Source organism: Pseudoalteromonas sp. CO342X (assembly GCF_004208915.1).
GTDB lineage: Bacteria > Pseudomonadota > Gammaproteobacteria > Enterobacterales > Alteromonadaceae > Pseudoalteromonas > Pseudoalteromonas maricaloris.
On record NZ_SGPH01000035.1, the window covers coordinates 17546 to 31838 of the forward strand.

The window sequence follows — 14293 nt, forward strand, 5'->3', positions numbered from 1 at the left end:
CCAATCTTAGGTTCAAAACATTGCGATAAAGCCGCAAAAAAAGCGCTTGAAGCGCTTTTTCTTAAAATATACTAAATCGTTAAATTGCTCTGATAATATTATTCAGACAATCCTCTTTTTCTAGCACACTGGAATACAACGCAAACTGGTTCTTCGCACGGTCAAGATTATGATTGGCTCTGTGGGTTGCAAAATAATTATCTCCATCTAAGTGATCTGTTAAAAATCTCAGACCTATCATGAATGGCATCACTTTGGCGCCAAGAATAAAACTGTCTTTTTCTGCTTCAGTCACACTGTCTTGTAACGGTTCAATATACCCTTGTGCCAACGCAGCAAAGATATTTTCTCTTACCTGCACATTACTCAAGTTCGTAGAGTCTTCAGCTTCTGGTGAACAGAAGGTGCGCACCATATCGCCAAAATCAAACAACCAGTTACCCGGCATACAAGTATCTAAGTCGATAACGGCTCGTGCTGCATCACTCTGTGTTGAAAACAGCATGTTGTTGATTTTGGTATCGTTGTGGCAAGCTCTAAGTGGTACTTGTTTTTGTGCCTGCTGCAATTCTTCTGCAAGTGCAAATTGCTGCTGAAAAGCAGCGATAACATCACTGCACTTTTCCGCGCGACCATGCTCGTCTTTCGCTAGCACTTGGTTAAATGCATCAATACGCATCGCCAAGTTATGAAAGTTTGGAATGACATGATGTAACTGCGCCGCATCAAAATCATTTAGCGCATGTGCAAACTGCCCAAAGGCGTTTGCAGCCGTTAATGCTTGTTGTTCGTTTGCCACTACGTCTTCGCTATAACTGCGGCCAATAAATGCAAGCGCACGCCAAACTTCGTCATTAATATCGACTAAATATTGGCCTGAACTCGTCGCTAGATGCTTTATGATAGCGAGACTATATTCTCCATTTAAGGCTTTTGCTGTTAAGTGCTGTTCAATCGCTCGCGCATTTTCAACAAGATGCAAAGGGTTTGGAAACACCGCGGTATTTAGCTTTTGTACTACCATGGTTTTGTGATTGTCCTGCAACAGCATAGTCGTGTTGATATGACCACTACCGATCGGCTTCATTTTAGCTTCTTCACTAATGAGACCGTACTCACCAGCAAGTTGTTGCGCAACGGCTTGATACTCCATATTCACCTCAAAAGGAGTTAAGTCGGATGTAATTGTGTGGAGATGATTATCTTCCCTGACGTGCTTCATAAATCTTTCTCGCGACAATGTCTAGTTCGCTCTTATAAGTTATACCGTACCAATGTGATTTAGCTTGGTAGACCGACACGGTTTGTAGGCCCTTATTGATACTATGTTGGATACAATCCGGCAGATAATACTCTTTTTTGACACCGCTGTCATAATTCCTTAAAAACGCGTTAAACCCGACTTCTAATGAATCAAAAAGTGACGGTGTCACACCCCAGCAGGTCATCGAAGCCAGCGCAGAGCTTGCTATCTTACACCGCTTACCTGCAATATCACCTGACAACTCGCCGTTTTCAAAGCGAATATCTAATGCCTCTTCAACCGAGTGTAGTTGTTGCGCTTGTACCTGACAAACGCCACGGTTTACTCCACCTTGATCTGATAAGGTATTTATAATTGGGTATGCGACCATCGCCATATTGCTATGATGCTGAAAATGTTCAACAAGCTGCTCAAATGCATCAGGCCCGTAATAATCATCCGCCGTAATAACTATCGCAGGCTTATCAACGTATGGTTTTGCACACAACAGCGCATGTCCTGTGCCCCATGGTTTTTCTCGCCCTGCCAAACAGTCGATAAATTCATTCGGAATATCGCTAAGCCGCTGCTGCACTAAAGTAATGTTCAGCGCCTTTGGCAATCGTGGCAATATCACATTTTCGATTAGACTTCGCACTTTATCATTGATGATCAAAATAACATCGCGCACACCAGCATGATGCGCATCAATTATGCTCAATTCCATAATGCTTTTATCGATACTTGGCAGCTCAGCAACCTGCTTATTACCACCAAAGCGGCTTCCTAATCCACCTGCCAAAATGATCAGCTTAGGGGGGTGTTCGATTCCTATCATTGAAAAAATATCAAAACTCAAATAAGCGGGTAAGTGTACTGAGCTTTTGCACAGAATAAAAGCAATTGCGAGGAAAGGCGTCCTCGCAATTAGTGTGAACTAGCTAAACTTTTGGCATAAGTACTTTATTTCTTGGTATTCAAGCAGTCCTTCCTGTGCCCCTTCTCGGCCAAGACCTGAAAACTTCACACCACCAAAAGGCGCTACAGGATTGGATATGATCCCTTCATTAATCCCAACCATGCCATACTCAAGCGCATGACTTACTCGCCTTATTTGATTGCCATCATTCGAATAAAAATAAGCAGCAAGCCCTTCCGGCACAGAGTTTGCCATCCTTACCACTTCATCTTCACTCTCAAAATCAATAATGCTGACAATCGGTGCAAAAATTTCTTCATGGAAGAGCCGCATGGTGCTATTTACATCCGTGATAACTACTGGTGCCATAAATTGGCCGCTTTGTTTATCACCTTGATAAGCGATGCTCGCACCTTTAGCTAACGCATCTTCCAACAACTGCTGTGCTTTTTGTTTGGCTTCAAGTGAAATGAGTGGACCAATATCAACACCTTGCTCTAGACCATTTCCCAAGGTGAGTGTGCTAACCTGCTGAGTGAGCGTATTGAGTAGCTCTGCCGCGATACCTTTCGCAACAAACACACGATTTGCGGCCACACAAGTTTGTCCTGCATTTCTAAACTTCGCTGCCATCAAACCACTTACCGCTTGCTCAACATCAGCGCTGTCGAAAACAATAAATGGTGCATTACCACCAAGCTCCATTGACGTTTTTTTCACTGTGTCGGCACATTGCTTCAACAACGCACTCCCCACTTGCGTTGACCCCGTAAAAGTGAGTTTTCGCACTTGTGGTGACTCAGTAAGATGTGCTACTAACCCTTTAGAATCGTTAGTCACTAACACCTGAAAAGCGCCAACTTCCATTCCTGCCTGAATAGCCAGCTTAGCCAGTGCGATGGCCGCAAGAGGGGTTTTCTCTGAAGGCTTTAAAATAAAACTACAGCCTGCGGCATAAGCTGGTGCTACTTTTCTGGTGATCATCGCCAGTGGAAAATTCCACGGTGTGATCCCAAGTACAACACCAACCCCTTGCCTGATTGTAGTTAGCTCATGTGATTGAGAATGACTGGGAATAACCTGACCATAGGCGCGCTTGGCTTCTTCGCTATACCACTCAATAAATCCTGCAGCATAATCCGCCTCGGCAAGTGCCTCCTTAAGCGGTTTGCCTTGTTCCTTAGTGACGATTTCAGCCAACACCTGACGATGCTCTATTACCAATTCGTACCATTTTCTAAGTACTTGACTACGGGCATGTGCTGTCGTGCTAGCGAGTTTTTCGAAGGTTTCAGCCGCTGCTTGCAGCGCTTTATCAGCTGCCTGATTATCCGCCTCAGAAACCTGAGCAAGGTGCTCTCCAGTTGCAGGATTAACCACATCGACTTGCGTTTTACTATGATGTGCTTGGCCATTGATAAGTGAAAATTCGGGATTACTGATGAGTGACATAGCGTTCCTCCTAGAAAAGCAAAAAGCCGTAGCATAAGACTACGGCTTTTATTAAATTTGTCAGTAACAACCTAAGTTGTTAGCAGCACTTAATGGTCTTCATTAACGATATTGAGATTGTACTTTGGAATTTCAACCACTAAGTCTTCATCACTAATTATCGCTTGGCAACCTAAACGAGACTCAGCTTCGAGACCCCATGCTTTATCTAGCATGTCATCTTCTAACTCATCGCTTTCTTCCAGCGAGTCAAAACCTTCACGAACAACGATATGGCACGTAGTACATGCACATGACTTTTCACAGGCATGTGGAATGCTAATTCCGTTTTTCAACGCCACATCGAGTACAGTTTCACCCGTTTTCGCTTCGATTGCAGCACCTTCCGGACATAACTCTTCATGGGGTAAAAAGATAATTTGTGGCATATTACACCTCGTCTACCGACTGCCCTTGCAGTGCCTTTTTAATTGATTCATCCATACGGCGTGAAGCAAAATCACTACTCGCCTGATCGACTTCTTCGATCGCCTTTTTAATCTGCTCTGGATTGTCTGCACTTTCGCGAATTTGTGCAAGTTCAGTCATTGCACCACGCAGTGTATTGAGCTCATCTTCTGCCAACAGATGACCATCCGTTGCAAGCGATGCCTCTAACGCTTCTAACACACGCAGCGCTTCAACCTGCTGCTCTTTAAGCATACGAGCGCTCATGTCTTCTTTGGCATTGCTCATCGAATCTTTTAGCATTTGCGCTACTTGGTCATCGCTCAAACCAAACGACGGTTTGACTTGGATCTCAGCCTGCACGCCTGTCGACTTTTCTTCAGCCGAAACACTCAATAGACCATCCGCGTCAACTCTAAAAGTGACTCGAATATGCGCAGCGCCTGCCGCCATTGGCGGAATGCCTTTTAGACTAAATTTAGCTAAGCTACGACAATCATCAACGAGTTCACGCTCACCTTGCAATACATGCAATGACATAGCGGTTTGACCATCTTTAAAGGTGGTAAACTCTTGTGCGCGTGCAACAGGAATAGTGGTATTACGCGGAATGATTTTTTCAACCAATCCACCCATAGTTTCTAGGCCTAAAGACAATGGCAATACATCAAGTAGTAACATGTCAGAGTCAGGCTTGTTACCCACTAAAATATCAGCTTGGATAGCAGCACCCAATGCCACCACACGGTCTGGATCGATTGATGTTAGTGGCTCTTTGGAAAAGAAATTACCGACTTCTTCACGCACCACCGGCATACGAGTCGACCCACCCACCATCACAACCTGCAAGACTTCTTCTGCTGTGACACCCGCGTCTTTTAACGCGCGGCGACAAGAGCGTAAAGTCTTTTTAACCAATGGCATTGCCATTTCAGCAAATGCTTGACGCGTGATCGAAACAACCAATTTTTGCTCGCGAACTGGTAGCTCTACGTTTACCGTTTCATAGCTTGAAAGCGCTTCTTTACAGGCTCTTGCCTTATTGATAAACAAGCGTAGCTCTTTTGGGTTTAAATCAAATAGCTGAGTTTGCTGTTTGAAGAAATCGACCAACAATGAATCAAAGTCATCACCACCGAGGCTAGAATCACCACCGGTTGATAATACCTCAAACACTCCTTGGTTTAAGCGTAAGATAGAAATATCAAACGTACCACCACCAAGGTCATAAACCGCGATCACGCCTTCTTGACCAGAGTCTAGCCCATAAGCTACCGCAGCCGCAGTCGGCTCATTGAGAAGTCTTAATACTTTTAGACCAGCAAGCTCGGCTGCGTCTTTTGTACTTTGTCTTTGTGCATCATCAAAATACGCAGGAACAGTGATCACTGCGCCCATTACATCTTCACCAGCAAAGCTATCAATAGCACGTTGGTGTAATGTTTTTAAAATTTCAGCGGAAGCTTGCACTGGGCTTACAGCGCCTGCTACGGTTTCAATAGCAAGCGAACCGTTATTATCGACAAAGTTATAAGGCAACTGACCATAGCTTTGTTCTATTTCAGATTGCGTTTTACCTAAAAAACGTTTGACAGAAATAAGCGTATTAGTCGGGTCTTCAGCAGAAGCTGCTTGGGCTTGTTCACCAACGATAACCTCTGATTCGGTGTACCTTACTACCGACGGCAGCATAGGTTTACCCATTAAATCGCTAAGGGTCTTCGTTTCGCCACTTTGTACTGTTGCCACAAGAGAGTTCGTGGTACCTAAGTCAATACCAATCGCTAATTTATGCTCATGAGGTGCCGCGCTCTGCCCCGGCTCAGCAATTTGCAATAATGCCATAATGCTCTTTTCACTTTAACGTTTGTTGATGCTATACATCATCAATCGAATAATTCATCTTCGATACGTGCTAATTCGTCGCGTAACTTGTAGACAAACTTTAGCTTACGAATATTGTCTGCTGCGGCTTCTAATGTGCTCATGTCATCACTTTGAAGCTGCTCGGCAAGGGAGGCGCTAAACTCTGTATCTAACGCTTTAATCTGTGTTTCGAACTCTGCAATCGCGCCGTCAGGATCCGCCGCATCAGGTAATTCTTCTAACGCTTCACGCAGCTCCATCTGTTGCATTAAAAACATCGGATCTTGCAACGTTTGTTGCTCTGCACGTATGTCTACACCCTTTTCGCTTAACATATACTCGGCGCGTTTAACTGGGTGTTTAAGTACCGCTAGCGCGTCATTGATCTCTGCGGTTTTCTGTACCGCGAGCAACTTCTCTCGCTCACTTTTACCAGCAAATCTATCTGGGTGAACTGCACGCTGTAGCTCTAAATAACCTTGATTTAGTTTGTTTAAATCAACGTGATAATCAACAGTTAAATCAAATAATTCAAAATAACGCATACGCACCTAATACAGCAAAGCCCCACCAAGGCAGGGCTTTAAGCTATTCACTGTTGCAAACTATACGGTGAAGCTTTCGCCACAGCCACATTCGTCTTTCTGATTTGGGTTATTGAATTTAAACCCTTCATTCAGACCTTCTTTTGTGTAATCAAGCTCTGTGCCGTCGATATAAACTAAGCTTTTTGCATCAACGATGATTTTGACATCTTTGTCTTCAAATACTTCATCGCCTTCATCTAAATCGTCGACAAATTCGAGAACATAAGCAAGACCTGAACAGCCCGTGGTTTTAATACCAACGCGCAGCCCTATGCCTTTTCCACGGTTACTCAAAAAGGCTAATACGCGATTAGCGGCTGCATCTGTTAACGTCACTGCCATAATAGTCTCTTACTTCGCTTGTTTACTCTTATAATCTGCAATCGCAGCTTGAATCGCATCTTCTGCCAAAATTGAGCAGTGGATTTTCACTGGTGGCAACTCAAGCTCTGCACTGATATCAGTGTTTTTGATAGTCGCAGCTTCTTCTAACGATTTACCTTTCACCCACTCAGTCACAAGGGATGATGATGCAATCGCGCTACCACAACCATATGTCTTGAATTTCGCATCTTCGATGATGCCTTCTTTTGACACTTTAATTTGTAGCTTCATTACGTCGCCACATGCAGGTGCCCCCACCATGCCCGTTGCTACGCTTGGATCGTTCTTGTCTAAAGAACCTACGTTACGTGGATTCTCAACGTGGTCGATAACTTTATCACTGTAAGCCATAACTATTTCCTCACTACCTGCTTGCGGCTGGATAGTATCCAGCCAGCGGCTAAAACTTGCTTAATGGTGTGCCCATTCAACGCTATCTAAATCGATGCCATCTTGGTGCATTTCCCAAAGCGGTGACATCTCACGTAAGCGACCAATAGAATTCTTAAGAAGATTGACGGTGTAATCGATCTCTTCTTCTGTCGTAAAACGACCAATACTGAAACGGATAGAGCTGTGTGCTAACTCGTCATTACGACCTAGAGCACGCAGTACATAAGATGGCTCTAAGCTCGCCGATGTACATGCAGAACCTGAAGAAACCGCAATGTCTTTAACTGCCATTAGTAGACTTTCACCTTCAACAAAGTTGAAGCTAATGTTTACAATGCCAGGTACTGATTGGTCGATAGCACCATTAAAATAAACTTCGTCCATATCCATTAGGCCGTCCAATAGACGCTGACGAAGCGCACTGATGTGTGCATGGTCTTTTTCAAAGTCTTGCTTAGCAATTCTAAATGCAGTGCCCATACCCACGATTTGGTGAGTAGCAAGAGTACCTGAACGCATACCGCGCTCATGACCACCACCGTGCATTTGTGCTTCTAAACGCGCGCGAGGCTTACGACGTACGTACAACGCACCGATACCTTTAGGACCATAAACTTTGTGGCCAGAAAATGACATAAAGTCTACTTTCAATGTTTGTAGGTCGATTAATACCTTGCCAGCACTTTGCGCCGCATCAACATGGAACATGATCTTGCGCTCACGACACATCTCACCGATAGTCGCGATATCTTGAATAACACCTAGCTCGTTATTAACGTGCATTACGCTCACTAAAACAGTGTCTTCGCGCATCGTTGCTTCAAGCTTTTTCAAGTCAAGTAAGCCGTTGTCTTCAACATCCATATACGTCACTTCAAAGCCTTGACGCTCAAGCTCACGGCAGGTGTCTAGTACTGCTTTATGTTCAGTACGAACAGTGATGATGTGCTTACCTTTCTTTTTATAGAACTGTGCAGCACCTTTGATTGCAAGGTTGTTTGACTCAGTTGCACCAGATGTGAAAACGATTTCACGCGGGTCAGCGTTGATTAAATCAGCGATATCATTACGCGCCTGATCAACCAGTTCTTCTGCTTGCCAACCGAAACGGTGTGAACGAGAAGCTGGATTACCAAAGTTACCATCCATTGTCAGGCACTGCATCATCTCGTCTGCAACACGCTGATCAACCGGAGCGGTTGCTGCATAATCTAGATATATCGGTAATTTCATTTATCTCTCCGCTTGACGTCAACCTAGAGTTGACAGCTCACTTGAATATTGTCTAATTGCTCGATAACACGTTTAACGTGCTTATCTTGCCGCGTTGCTACGGATTGAACATCCGCGTCGGCGACTAACTCGGCTAGGGAAATACTGTTTAAAAATTCTTCAATTCGCACACTTAAATCAGACCACAATGAATGAGTCAGACAGCGCATACCGCTTTGGCAACCGCCGCCTTCGCCGTGACAACGTGTTGCGTCAACGGACTCGTCAACTGCATTAATCACATCACCAACAGAAATTGTGTGTGCATCACGGCCTAATAAGTAGCCGCCGCCAGGACCACGTACAGAGCTTACCAAGCCATGTTTACGTAGACGGGCAAATAATTGTTCAAGGTAAGATAGCGAAATCTCTTGTCGTTCAGAGATATCGGCTAGTGGAACAGGGCCAATACTTGCGTGTAACGCAACATCTAACATTGCTGTCACGGCGTATCTGCCTTTTGATGTCAGTTTCATGCATAACCCCCGCTAATTTACCAAGCCGCAAATTTTAATTACTTGACTAAGATAGTCAAGTATTAACCAAGCATAATAACGGCTTTAAATCTGCAACCCTCGTATGCCTACCCGAAATACCTGAGTAATTTAATCAGGTATTATGGATATTGTAATTACCTGAGTATTTTAGTCAAGTATTAGTGATGAAGATTTATGCAAGATTTCACAAAAGGAATGGTTAACATTTAGACAATAGAAATATAACAGTATTGGCGCGCTGAGTTGGCCAATACTGTTATCGTGTTTGGTTTACTTGTTAGTAGATTTATCTATCGAACTTAGGATCCCACGTAGAATATTAAGTTCTTGATCTTCCGGTCTAGCACGGTTGAACAAACGCTTTAGCTTAGTCATTACCATGCCCGGATGCTGTTTGATGATAAAGCCGGTGTCATTCAGGGTATTTTCAAGATGCTCGTAGAATAACTCCATCTGCTTTGATGATGGGTAAATCGTTTCATCCACTTCTTCTGGCTGTTTTTCTTGCGTGTCTAGATATGTCATACGCGTTTCGTAGGCCAAAGTTTGCACTGCCATCGCAAGATTAAGCGAGCTATACTCAGGATTAGCTGGAATACACACATGATAGTTGCACAATTGCAACTCTTCATTTGTGAGGCCGCTATTCTCACGACCGAATACAAGGGCGACAGGACCATTCACCGACTCAGCAACCAATTTTTGTGCACACTCACGCGGGTCTACCATTGGCCACGACAAAGTGCGTGAGCGCGCACTCGTGCCAATAGTTAAAGCGCAATCAGCAATCGCCTCTTGAAGTGTATCGACTTTAGTCGCTGCACCCAACACGTCGGTTGCGCCAGCCGCCAATGCACTTGCATGGCTGTCCACTTCACATGCAGGGTCAACTAAATAAAGCTTAGATAACCCCATCGTCTTCATCGCTCTCGCAACAGAGCCAATATTGCCAGAGTGTGAGGTGTTCACTAATACAATTCGAATATCTTCTAAAGCCATTTACACGAGTCTCAAACAAAAATAATGGCGCAGTGTAGCATATCTGATTTGCGTTTTTCCAAGCTCCACAACCAGAAATTAAAAATCTTTACGCAGCAACGGAGTACAAAAAACAACCAGAAAAATTCACAATTGGTTATTTACTTTAGAGAAAAAACCGCTAGAATACGCCGGCTCAAAATGATCCTGTTCTTTTACAACCTAAAGGTAATGCTATGCATCCAATGTTGAACATTGCGGTACGCGCTGCGCGTAACGCAGGTAAGATTATCCTACGTGCAAGTGAAGATTTATCGCGCGTTGAAGCCACTCAAAAAGGCACTAATGATTTAGTAACTAACATCGATAAAGATGCGGAATCAATCGTTCGTGACACAATTTTAAAATCTTACCCTGATCACTCTATTGTTGGTGAAGAATTTGGTCATCACGAAGGCAAAGATGCAGACTACCTTTGGGTTATCGATCCTCTAGACGGTACAACTAACTTCGTTAAAGGTATCCCTCATTATGCTGTTTCTATCGCGCTAAGAGTTAAAGGCCGCGTAGAGCAAGCTGTTGTATACGATCCAATCCGCGACGAATTATTTACTGCTTCTCGTGGCCAAGGCGCACAGCTAAACAACAAACGTATTCGTGTATCTAAGTCTATTGAATTACAAGGCACTGTGCTTGCCACAGGTTTCCCTTTCAAGCAAAAGCACCACATGGATGCCTACCTAGAAGCGTTCAAAGCATTATTCATTCATACAGCTGATATCCGCCGCGCGGGCTCTGCCGCTTTAGACATGGCATATGTTGCAGCAGGTCGTATGGATGGCTTCTTTGAAATTGGCCTTAAGCCTTGGGATACAGCGGCTGGTGAGCTGTTGGTAAAAGAAGCAGGCGGTATGGTCACTGATTTTGCTGGCGGTGCTAACTTTAACCGTAGCGGTAACATCATCTGTGGCGCACCTAAGCTTTGCCAAGCGATTGTAAAAGAAATTCGCCCAGTATTAACTGAGTCATTGTTAAAATAATAACTCTGGCTTAGATGAAAAACCCAAGCACTGCTTGGGTTTTTTTGTATCTGATTGAGTCTAAGAATAACAATAGTAAGAACTAGCTGTTATTCCAAACTCAGCTATTTAAGTTGAGCGACGGATACCTACTTAATTTCCACACGGGCTGAGCGCATTACGATTTCATCGTTTAGCTCAATACCAAGCCCCGGCTCTTCTGACACTCTAAAGATACCGTTCTTAGGCTGCGGGTCTTGCAAGCATAGCTCTCTGTTCCACTTTTTGATTGCGTAAGTATGGTGCTCATGGATCAGGAAGTTTGGGATCGCGGTTTCCAAGTGTAATGAAGCTGCGGTTGCTACCGGGCCGCCACAGACGTGCGCCTGAATACGGATATCAAAGATATCGGCGTAATCACATACCTTCTTAGTTTCCGTAAAGCCACCACAGAGGCCAATATCTGGCTGTAGTACATCAATACTTTGATCTTCAAAATAAGGGCGAACACCCCAGCGATTATACAAACGTTCACCACCAGCGATTGGCACAGAAGTCTTGTTGGCTACCTTTGCGTGTAAAGAGTGGTTAAGATAATTCACTGGCTCTTCATAATACATACAATCAAATTCTTCAGCGATGTCTGCAATTTGAATGGCTGATGTCGCGCCTGGTAAGCTGTGGCACTCAAAAATAATATCCACTTCATCACCTACCGCTTCACGTATTGCTTTCATTCTTGCACGGTATAATTTCATTTCCGCGCGCGAGATAAGCTTAGTTCTATCGTAATAGGTGTTGCCATCTTTGTCGTACTGAATTGGGTCAACTTTAACCGCATCGTACCCTTCAGCAATGGCTTTGTGAGCCGCTTCAGCATATTCGTGTGGTTGAACTAGTGCTTTAAACTCGCTATCCCAATCAAACTGTAATTGCGAGGCATAGGTGCGAAGCTCAGGGTTCACTTTACCACCAAGCAATTGATAAACAGGTAGGTTTAGGGCTTTACCTTTAATATCCCAAAGCGCGGTATCTATTGCTGACATCGCCGCATACACTACAGGTCCGCCACCTAAACCCCAAAAGCTTTCTCTCAGCATACGCGACCAAAGCAGCTCGGTTTGAAAAGGGTCATGACCAATTAAAAAAGCTTCAGCCATTTCTTTGATCATACTAGCCGCAGCGCTGTGGCCGAGGTCGTATGCAAGCCCAGCTTCACCAACCCCTGAAATGCCTTCATCGGTGTGAATACGAACAAAAACGGGTGTCCAAGCAGGTCTATCTGGACAATGAATATCGAAGACTTCGACGCGATTAACTTTCATGTTGACTCCTATTGAGCAAAGCCTGGATCTAGGCGGTAAGCTTTACGAAGCATTGCAGGCCATGCTAATTGACCACCGGTGCTACCGCTATGCACGACATTCGCTTGGTTATAAATGTTATCAATAATGGGTTGTGGTACAGGTACCGCTTGCTGTCCCGTTGCTTGAATCGCAACTTGAATCTCGCATGCACGCTGTAAGTCATAAAAACGCATAAAGGCATCGCCTACCGTTGGTCCAACAGTTAAACCACCATGGTTTACGAGCAGCATATGATTGGTTGTACCTAAGTCATCTTGCAAGCGCTTTTTCTCATCCATATTCACCGCCAAGCCTTCATAGCCATGATACGATAGTGATGGTAATGAGAACATACTGTGCTGACTCAAAGGCAATAACCCCCCCTCTACACTGGCGACCGCGATCGTCTCTTTGGTATGGAGGTGGATAACGCAATGCGCATCTTCTCGCACCTCATGGATTGCACTGTGAATGGTAAAACCCGCGGGATTAATCTTAAATGGCGTATCATCAAGAATATTCCCTTCAAGATCGACCTTCACCAAATTAGAAGCGGTGACTTCATCAAAGGTCAGGCCAAAGGCGTTTACTAAATAATGATCCGTACCCGGCAAACGCGCCGACATATGCGTATAAATTAGATCTCCCCAACGAAAGTGCTCAACCAGTCGATAGCAAGCGGCCAGGTCAACACGCAGCTGCCATTCTTCTGCGCTTACTTTGTCTTTTAAATTTAACTGAGGTAATTCGAACATGGGGATCCCTTATTGACTCCACATTTGGATGTATAGAAGTCTAAATTAGCTTAATTATATCTTCAACTAAAAACCACCGCGAACGGTGGTTTTTTATCATCTTTGATATCTAACTTTGATGTTATTCAACTTTAGATAGATACTCTGCAATCGCATCGATTTCAGCGTCAGTGACATTAGCAACCATCGCCTTCATTGCTGCTGTCATACCGTTATTACGTTTACCTGATTTGATATCTTTCATTTGCGCCGCTAAATACTCTTTGCTTTGACCATTTAGCTTAGGATACAGAGGCATGATTGGTGCTTTACCATCTGCACCATGACAGGTTTGACACATCTTTGCTGTATATAATGCTTTACCATCTGCAGCCATTGAACTTGCTGAACCTAGTGCGCAAATTGCCACCGTAGTCCCTACTAGTAGTTTTTTCATCTTGCTCATATCATTACTCTTTTTATTGACGGTTAACGTTGTAAGTCAGTGTAGACTAAAGTTCGACCTAAAGCCTAATCACTACCACATCAAATCATCTGGGACTTCAAAGTCAGCGTAAGGGTCATCCTCATCACCTTGCTGATTGTCCTCAACATGGAAAACGATATATTTCTCGTCTACCTCTGCGATCTTTCTAGCTGGTTCATCTTGTAGTACGTAGAACTGCTCTTCTAACACACAAATCGCTAAACGCCCCTTTGATAGCGCTTTTTGTGTTTCGGAATTAACTTCTAACTCCTTCACCTTATTTTGGTATGTGAAGTTAAAGGTCACATTGCCGCGGATCTCATCTTGGTTATGATGTTCTAAGATCTGCTTCACACGAGCAACTTGCTCTTTATCTTTTAGCGTTTCTTGCTTCGCTTTATTTAGCTCTTCGGCACGCTTTTGCTGCTCAAGCTTCGTTTGCTCAATATGTTTTTGAAGATCTGTTTGGTCGCTCGTTGCGCCTTTTTTCTTTTTCTTCTGCTGTTTACGCTTTTGTGTTTTTGCAACTTTCGCCTTGTGCTCAGTTGTTAGACCTGCTTTTAGCAACTGATCTTGCAGTGAACCCATCATGCAACTCCGTAAAATAGACTTTTCACTATTTTAACTCAGCAATTTCGATTGACCAGAGAGGAATCGGTCAATCTAATG

Annotated in this window: 16 protein-coding genes; 1 reads left to right on the top strand and 15 read right to left on the bottom strand. The window is 44.0% G+C overall.

The window, feature by feature from the left end; all coding sequences use genetic code 11:
* Positions 1 to 79: 79 nt before the first annotated feature.
* The 11 genes from EXT47_RS15445 to trmJ all read right to left on the bottom strand — a co-directional run bounded on the left by EXT47_RS15445 (position 80) and on the right by trmJ (position 10059).
* The gene (locus EXT47_RS15445) at positions 80 to 1153 is read right to left on the bottom strand and encodes a phosphotransferase enzyme family protein (protein WP_039493054.1); all 1074 of its coding nucleotides are present in this window, start codon (positions 1151 to 1153) and stop codon (positions 80 to 82) included.
* A gap of 46 nt (positions 1154 to 1199) precedes the next feature.
* Positions 1200 to 2081 carry an NTP transferase domain-containing protein gene (locus EXT47_RS15450; RefSeq protein WP_165383823.1) on the bottom strand — a complete coding sequence of 294 codons (882 nt, stop codon included), beginning with the start codon at positions 2079 to 2081 and terminating at the stop codon, positions 1200 to 1202.
* Between the two features lie 99 nt (positions 2082 to 2180).
* Positions 2181 to 3614: an NAD-dependent succinate-semialdehyde dehydrogenase gene (locus EXT47_RS15455; protein ID WP_130127005.1), complete on the bottom strand. Its 1434-nt coding sequence runs from the start codon at positions 3612 to 3614 to the stop codon at positions 2181 to 2183.
* A gap of 89 nt (positions 3615 to 3703) precedes the next feature.
* A complete protein-coding gene (gene fdx, locus EXT47_RS15460) occupies positions 3704 to 4042 on the bottom strand; it encodes an ISC system 2Fe-2S type ferredoxin (protein WP_010607222.1) in 339 nt (112 codons plus the stop codon).
* Position 4043: 1 nt separating this feature from the next.
* A complete protein-coding gene (gene hscA, locus EXT47_RS15465; RefSeq protein ID WP_130127006.1) occupies positions 4044 to 5906 on the bottom strand; it encodes a Fe-S protein assembly chaperone HscA in 1863 nt (620 codons plus the stop codon).
* A 41-nt stretch (positions 5907 to 5947) separates the two neighbouring features.
* Complete coding sequence (hscB, locus tag EXT47_RS15470) at positions 5948 to 6472, bottom strand: co-chaperone HscB (RefSeq protein WP_130127007.1); 525 nt, start codon at positions 6470 to 6472, stop codon at positions 5948 to 5950.
* Positions 6473 to 6532: 60 nt separating this feature from the next.
* The gene (gene iscA / locus EXT47_RS15475; RefSeq protein ID WP_010378967.1) at positions 6533 to 6856 is read right to left on the bottom strand and encodes an iron-sulfur cluster assembly protein IscA; all 324 of its coding nucleotides are present in this window, start codon (positions 6854 to 6856) and stop codon (positions 6533 to 6535) included.
* 9 nt (positions 6857 to 6865) lie between these two features.
* Entirely contained in the window at positions 6866 to 7249 is a 384-nt protein-coding gene (gene iscU / locus EXT47_RS15480; RefSeq protein ID WP_010378965.1) for a Fe-S cluster assembly scaffold IscU, read from the bottom strand.
* 60 nt (positions 7250 to 7309) lie between these two features.
* Positions 7310 to 8524 (bottom strand): IscS subfamily cysteine desulfurase, encoded by a 1215-nt coding sequence (locus EXT47_RS15485; RefSeq protein WP_010378962.1) that lies wholly within the window; start codon positions 8522 to 8524, stop codon positions 7310 to 7312.
* 23 nt (positions 8525 to 8547) lie between these two features.
* Entirely contained in the window at positions 8548 to 9039 is a 492-nt protein-coding gene (gene iscR / locus EXT47_RS15490) for a Fe-S cluster assembly transcriptional regulator IscR (protein WP_010378960.1), read from the bottom strand.
* A 291-nt stretch (positions 9040 to 9330) separates the two neighbouring features.
* Positions 9331 to 10059, bottom strand: coding sequence for a tRNA (cytosine(32)/uridine(32)-2'-O)-methyltransferase TrmJ (trmJ, locus tag EXT47_RS15495; protein WP_039493041.1), 729 nt, complete (start codon positions 10057 to 10059; stop codon positions 9331 to 9333).
* A 215-nt stretch (positions 10060 to 10274) separates the two neighbouring features.
* Between trmJ and suhB the strand changes: the two genes are divergently transcribed.
* Entirely contained in the window at positions 10275 to 11078 is an 804-nt protein-coding gene (gene suhB, locus EXT47_RS15500; protein ID WP_045988903.1) for an inositol-1-monophosphatase, read from the top strand.
* A gap of 128 nt (positions 11079 to 11206) precedes the next feature.
* On the opposite strand, the gene EXT47_RS15505 is transcribed toward suhB, so the two are convergent.
* The 4 genes from EXT47_RS15505 to EXT47_RS15520 all read right to left on the bottom strand — a co-directional run bounded on the left by EXT47_RS15505 (position 11207) and on the right by EXT47_RS15520 (position 14212).
* Positions 11207 to 12382: a mandelate racemase/muconate lactonizing enzyme family protein gene (locus EXT47_RS15505; protein ID WP_039493039.1), complete on the bottom strand. Its 1176-nt coding sequence runs from the start codon at positions 12380 to 12382 to the stop codon at positions 11207 to 11209.
* Positions 12383 to 12390: 8 nt separating this feature from the next.
* Positions 12391 to 13158: a class II aldolase/adducin family protein gene (locus EXT47_RS15510; protein WP_039493036.1), complete on the bottom strand. Its 768-nt coding sequence runs from the start codon at positions 13156 to 13158 to the stop codon at positions 12391 to 12393.
* Positions 13159 to 13279: 121 nt separating this feature from the next.
* Entirely contained in the window at positions 13280 to 13603 is a 324-nt protein-coding gene (locus EXT47_RS15515; RefSeq protein ID WP_039493034.1) for a c-type cytochrome, read from the bottom strand.
* Positions 13604 to 13675: 72 nt separating this feature from the next.
* Complete coding sequence (locus tag EXT47_RS15520) at positions 13676 to 14212, bottom strand: DUF2058 domain-containing protein (protein ID WP_130127106.1); 537 nt, start codon at positions 14210 to 14212, stop codon at positions 13676 to 13678.
* Between the last annotated feature and the right edge of the window lie 81 nt (positions 14213 to 14293).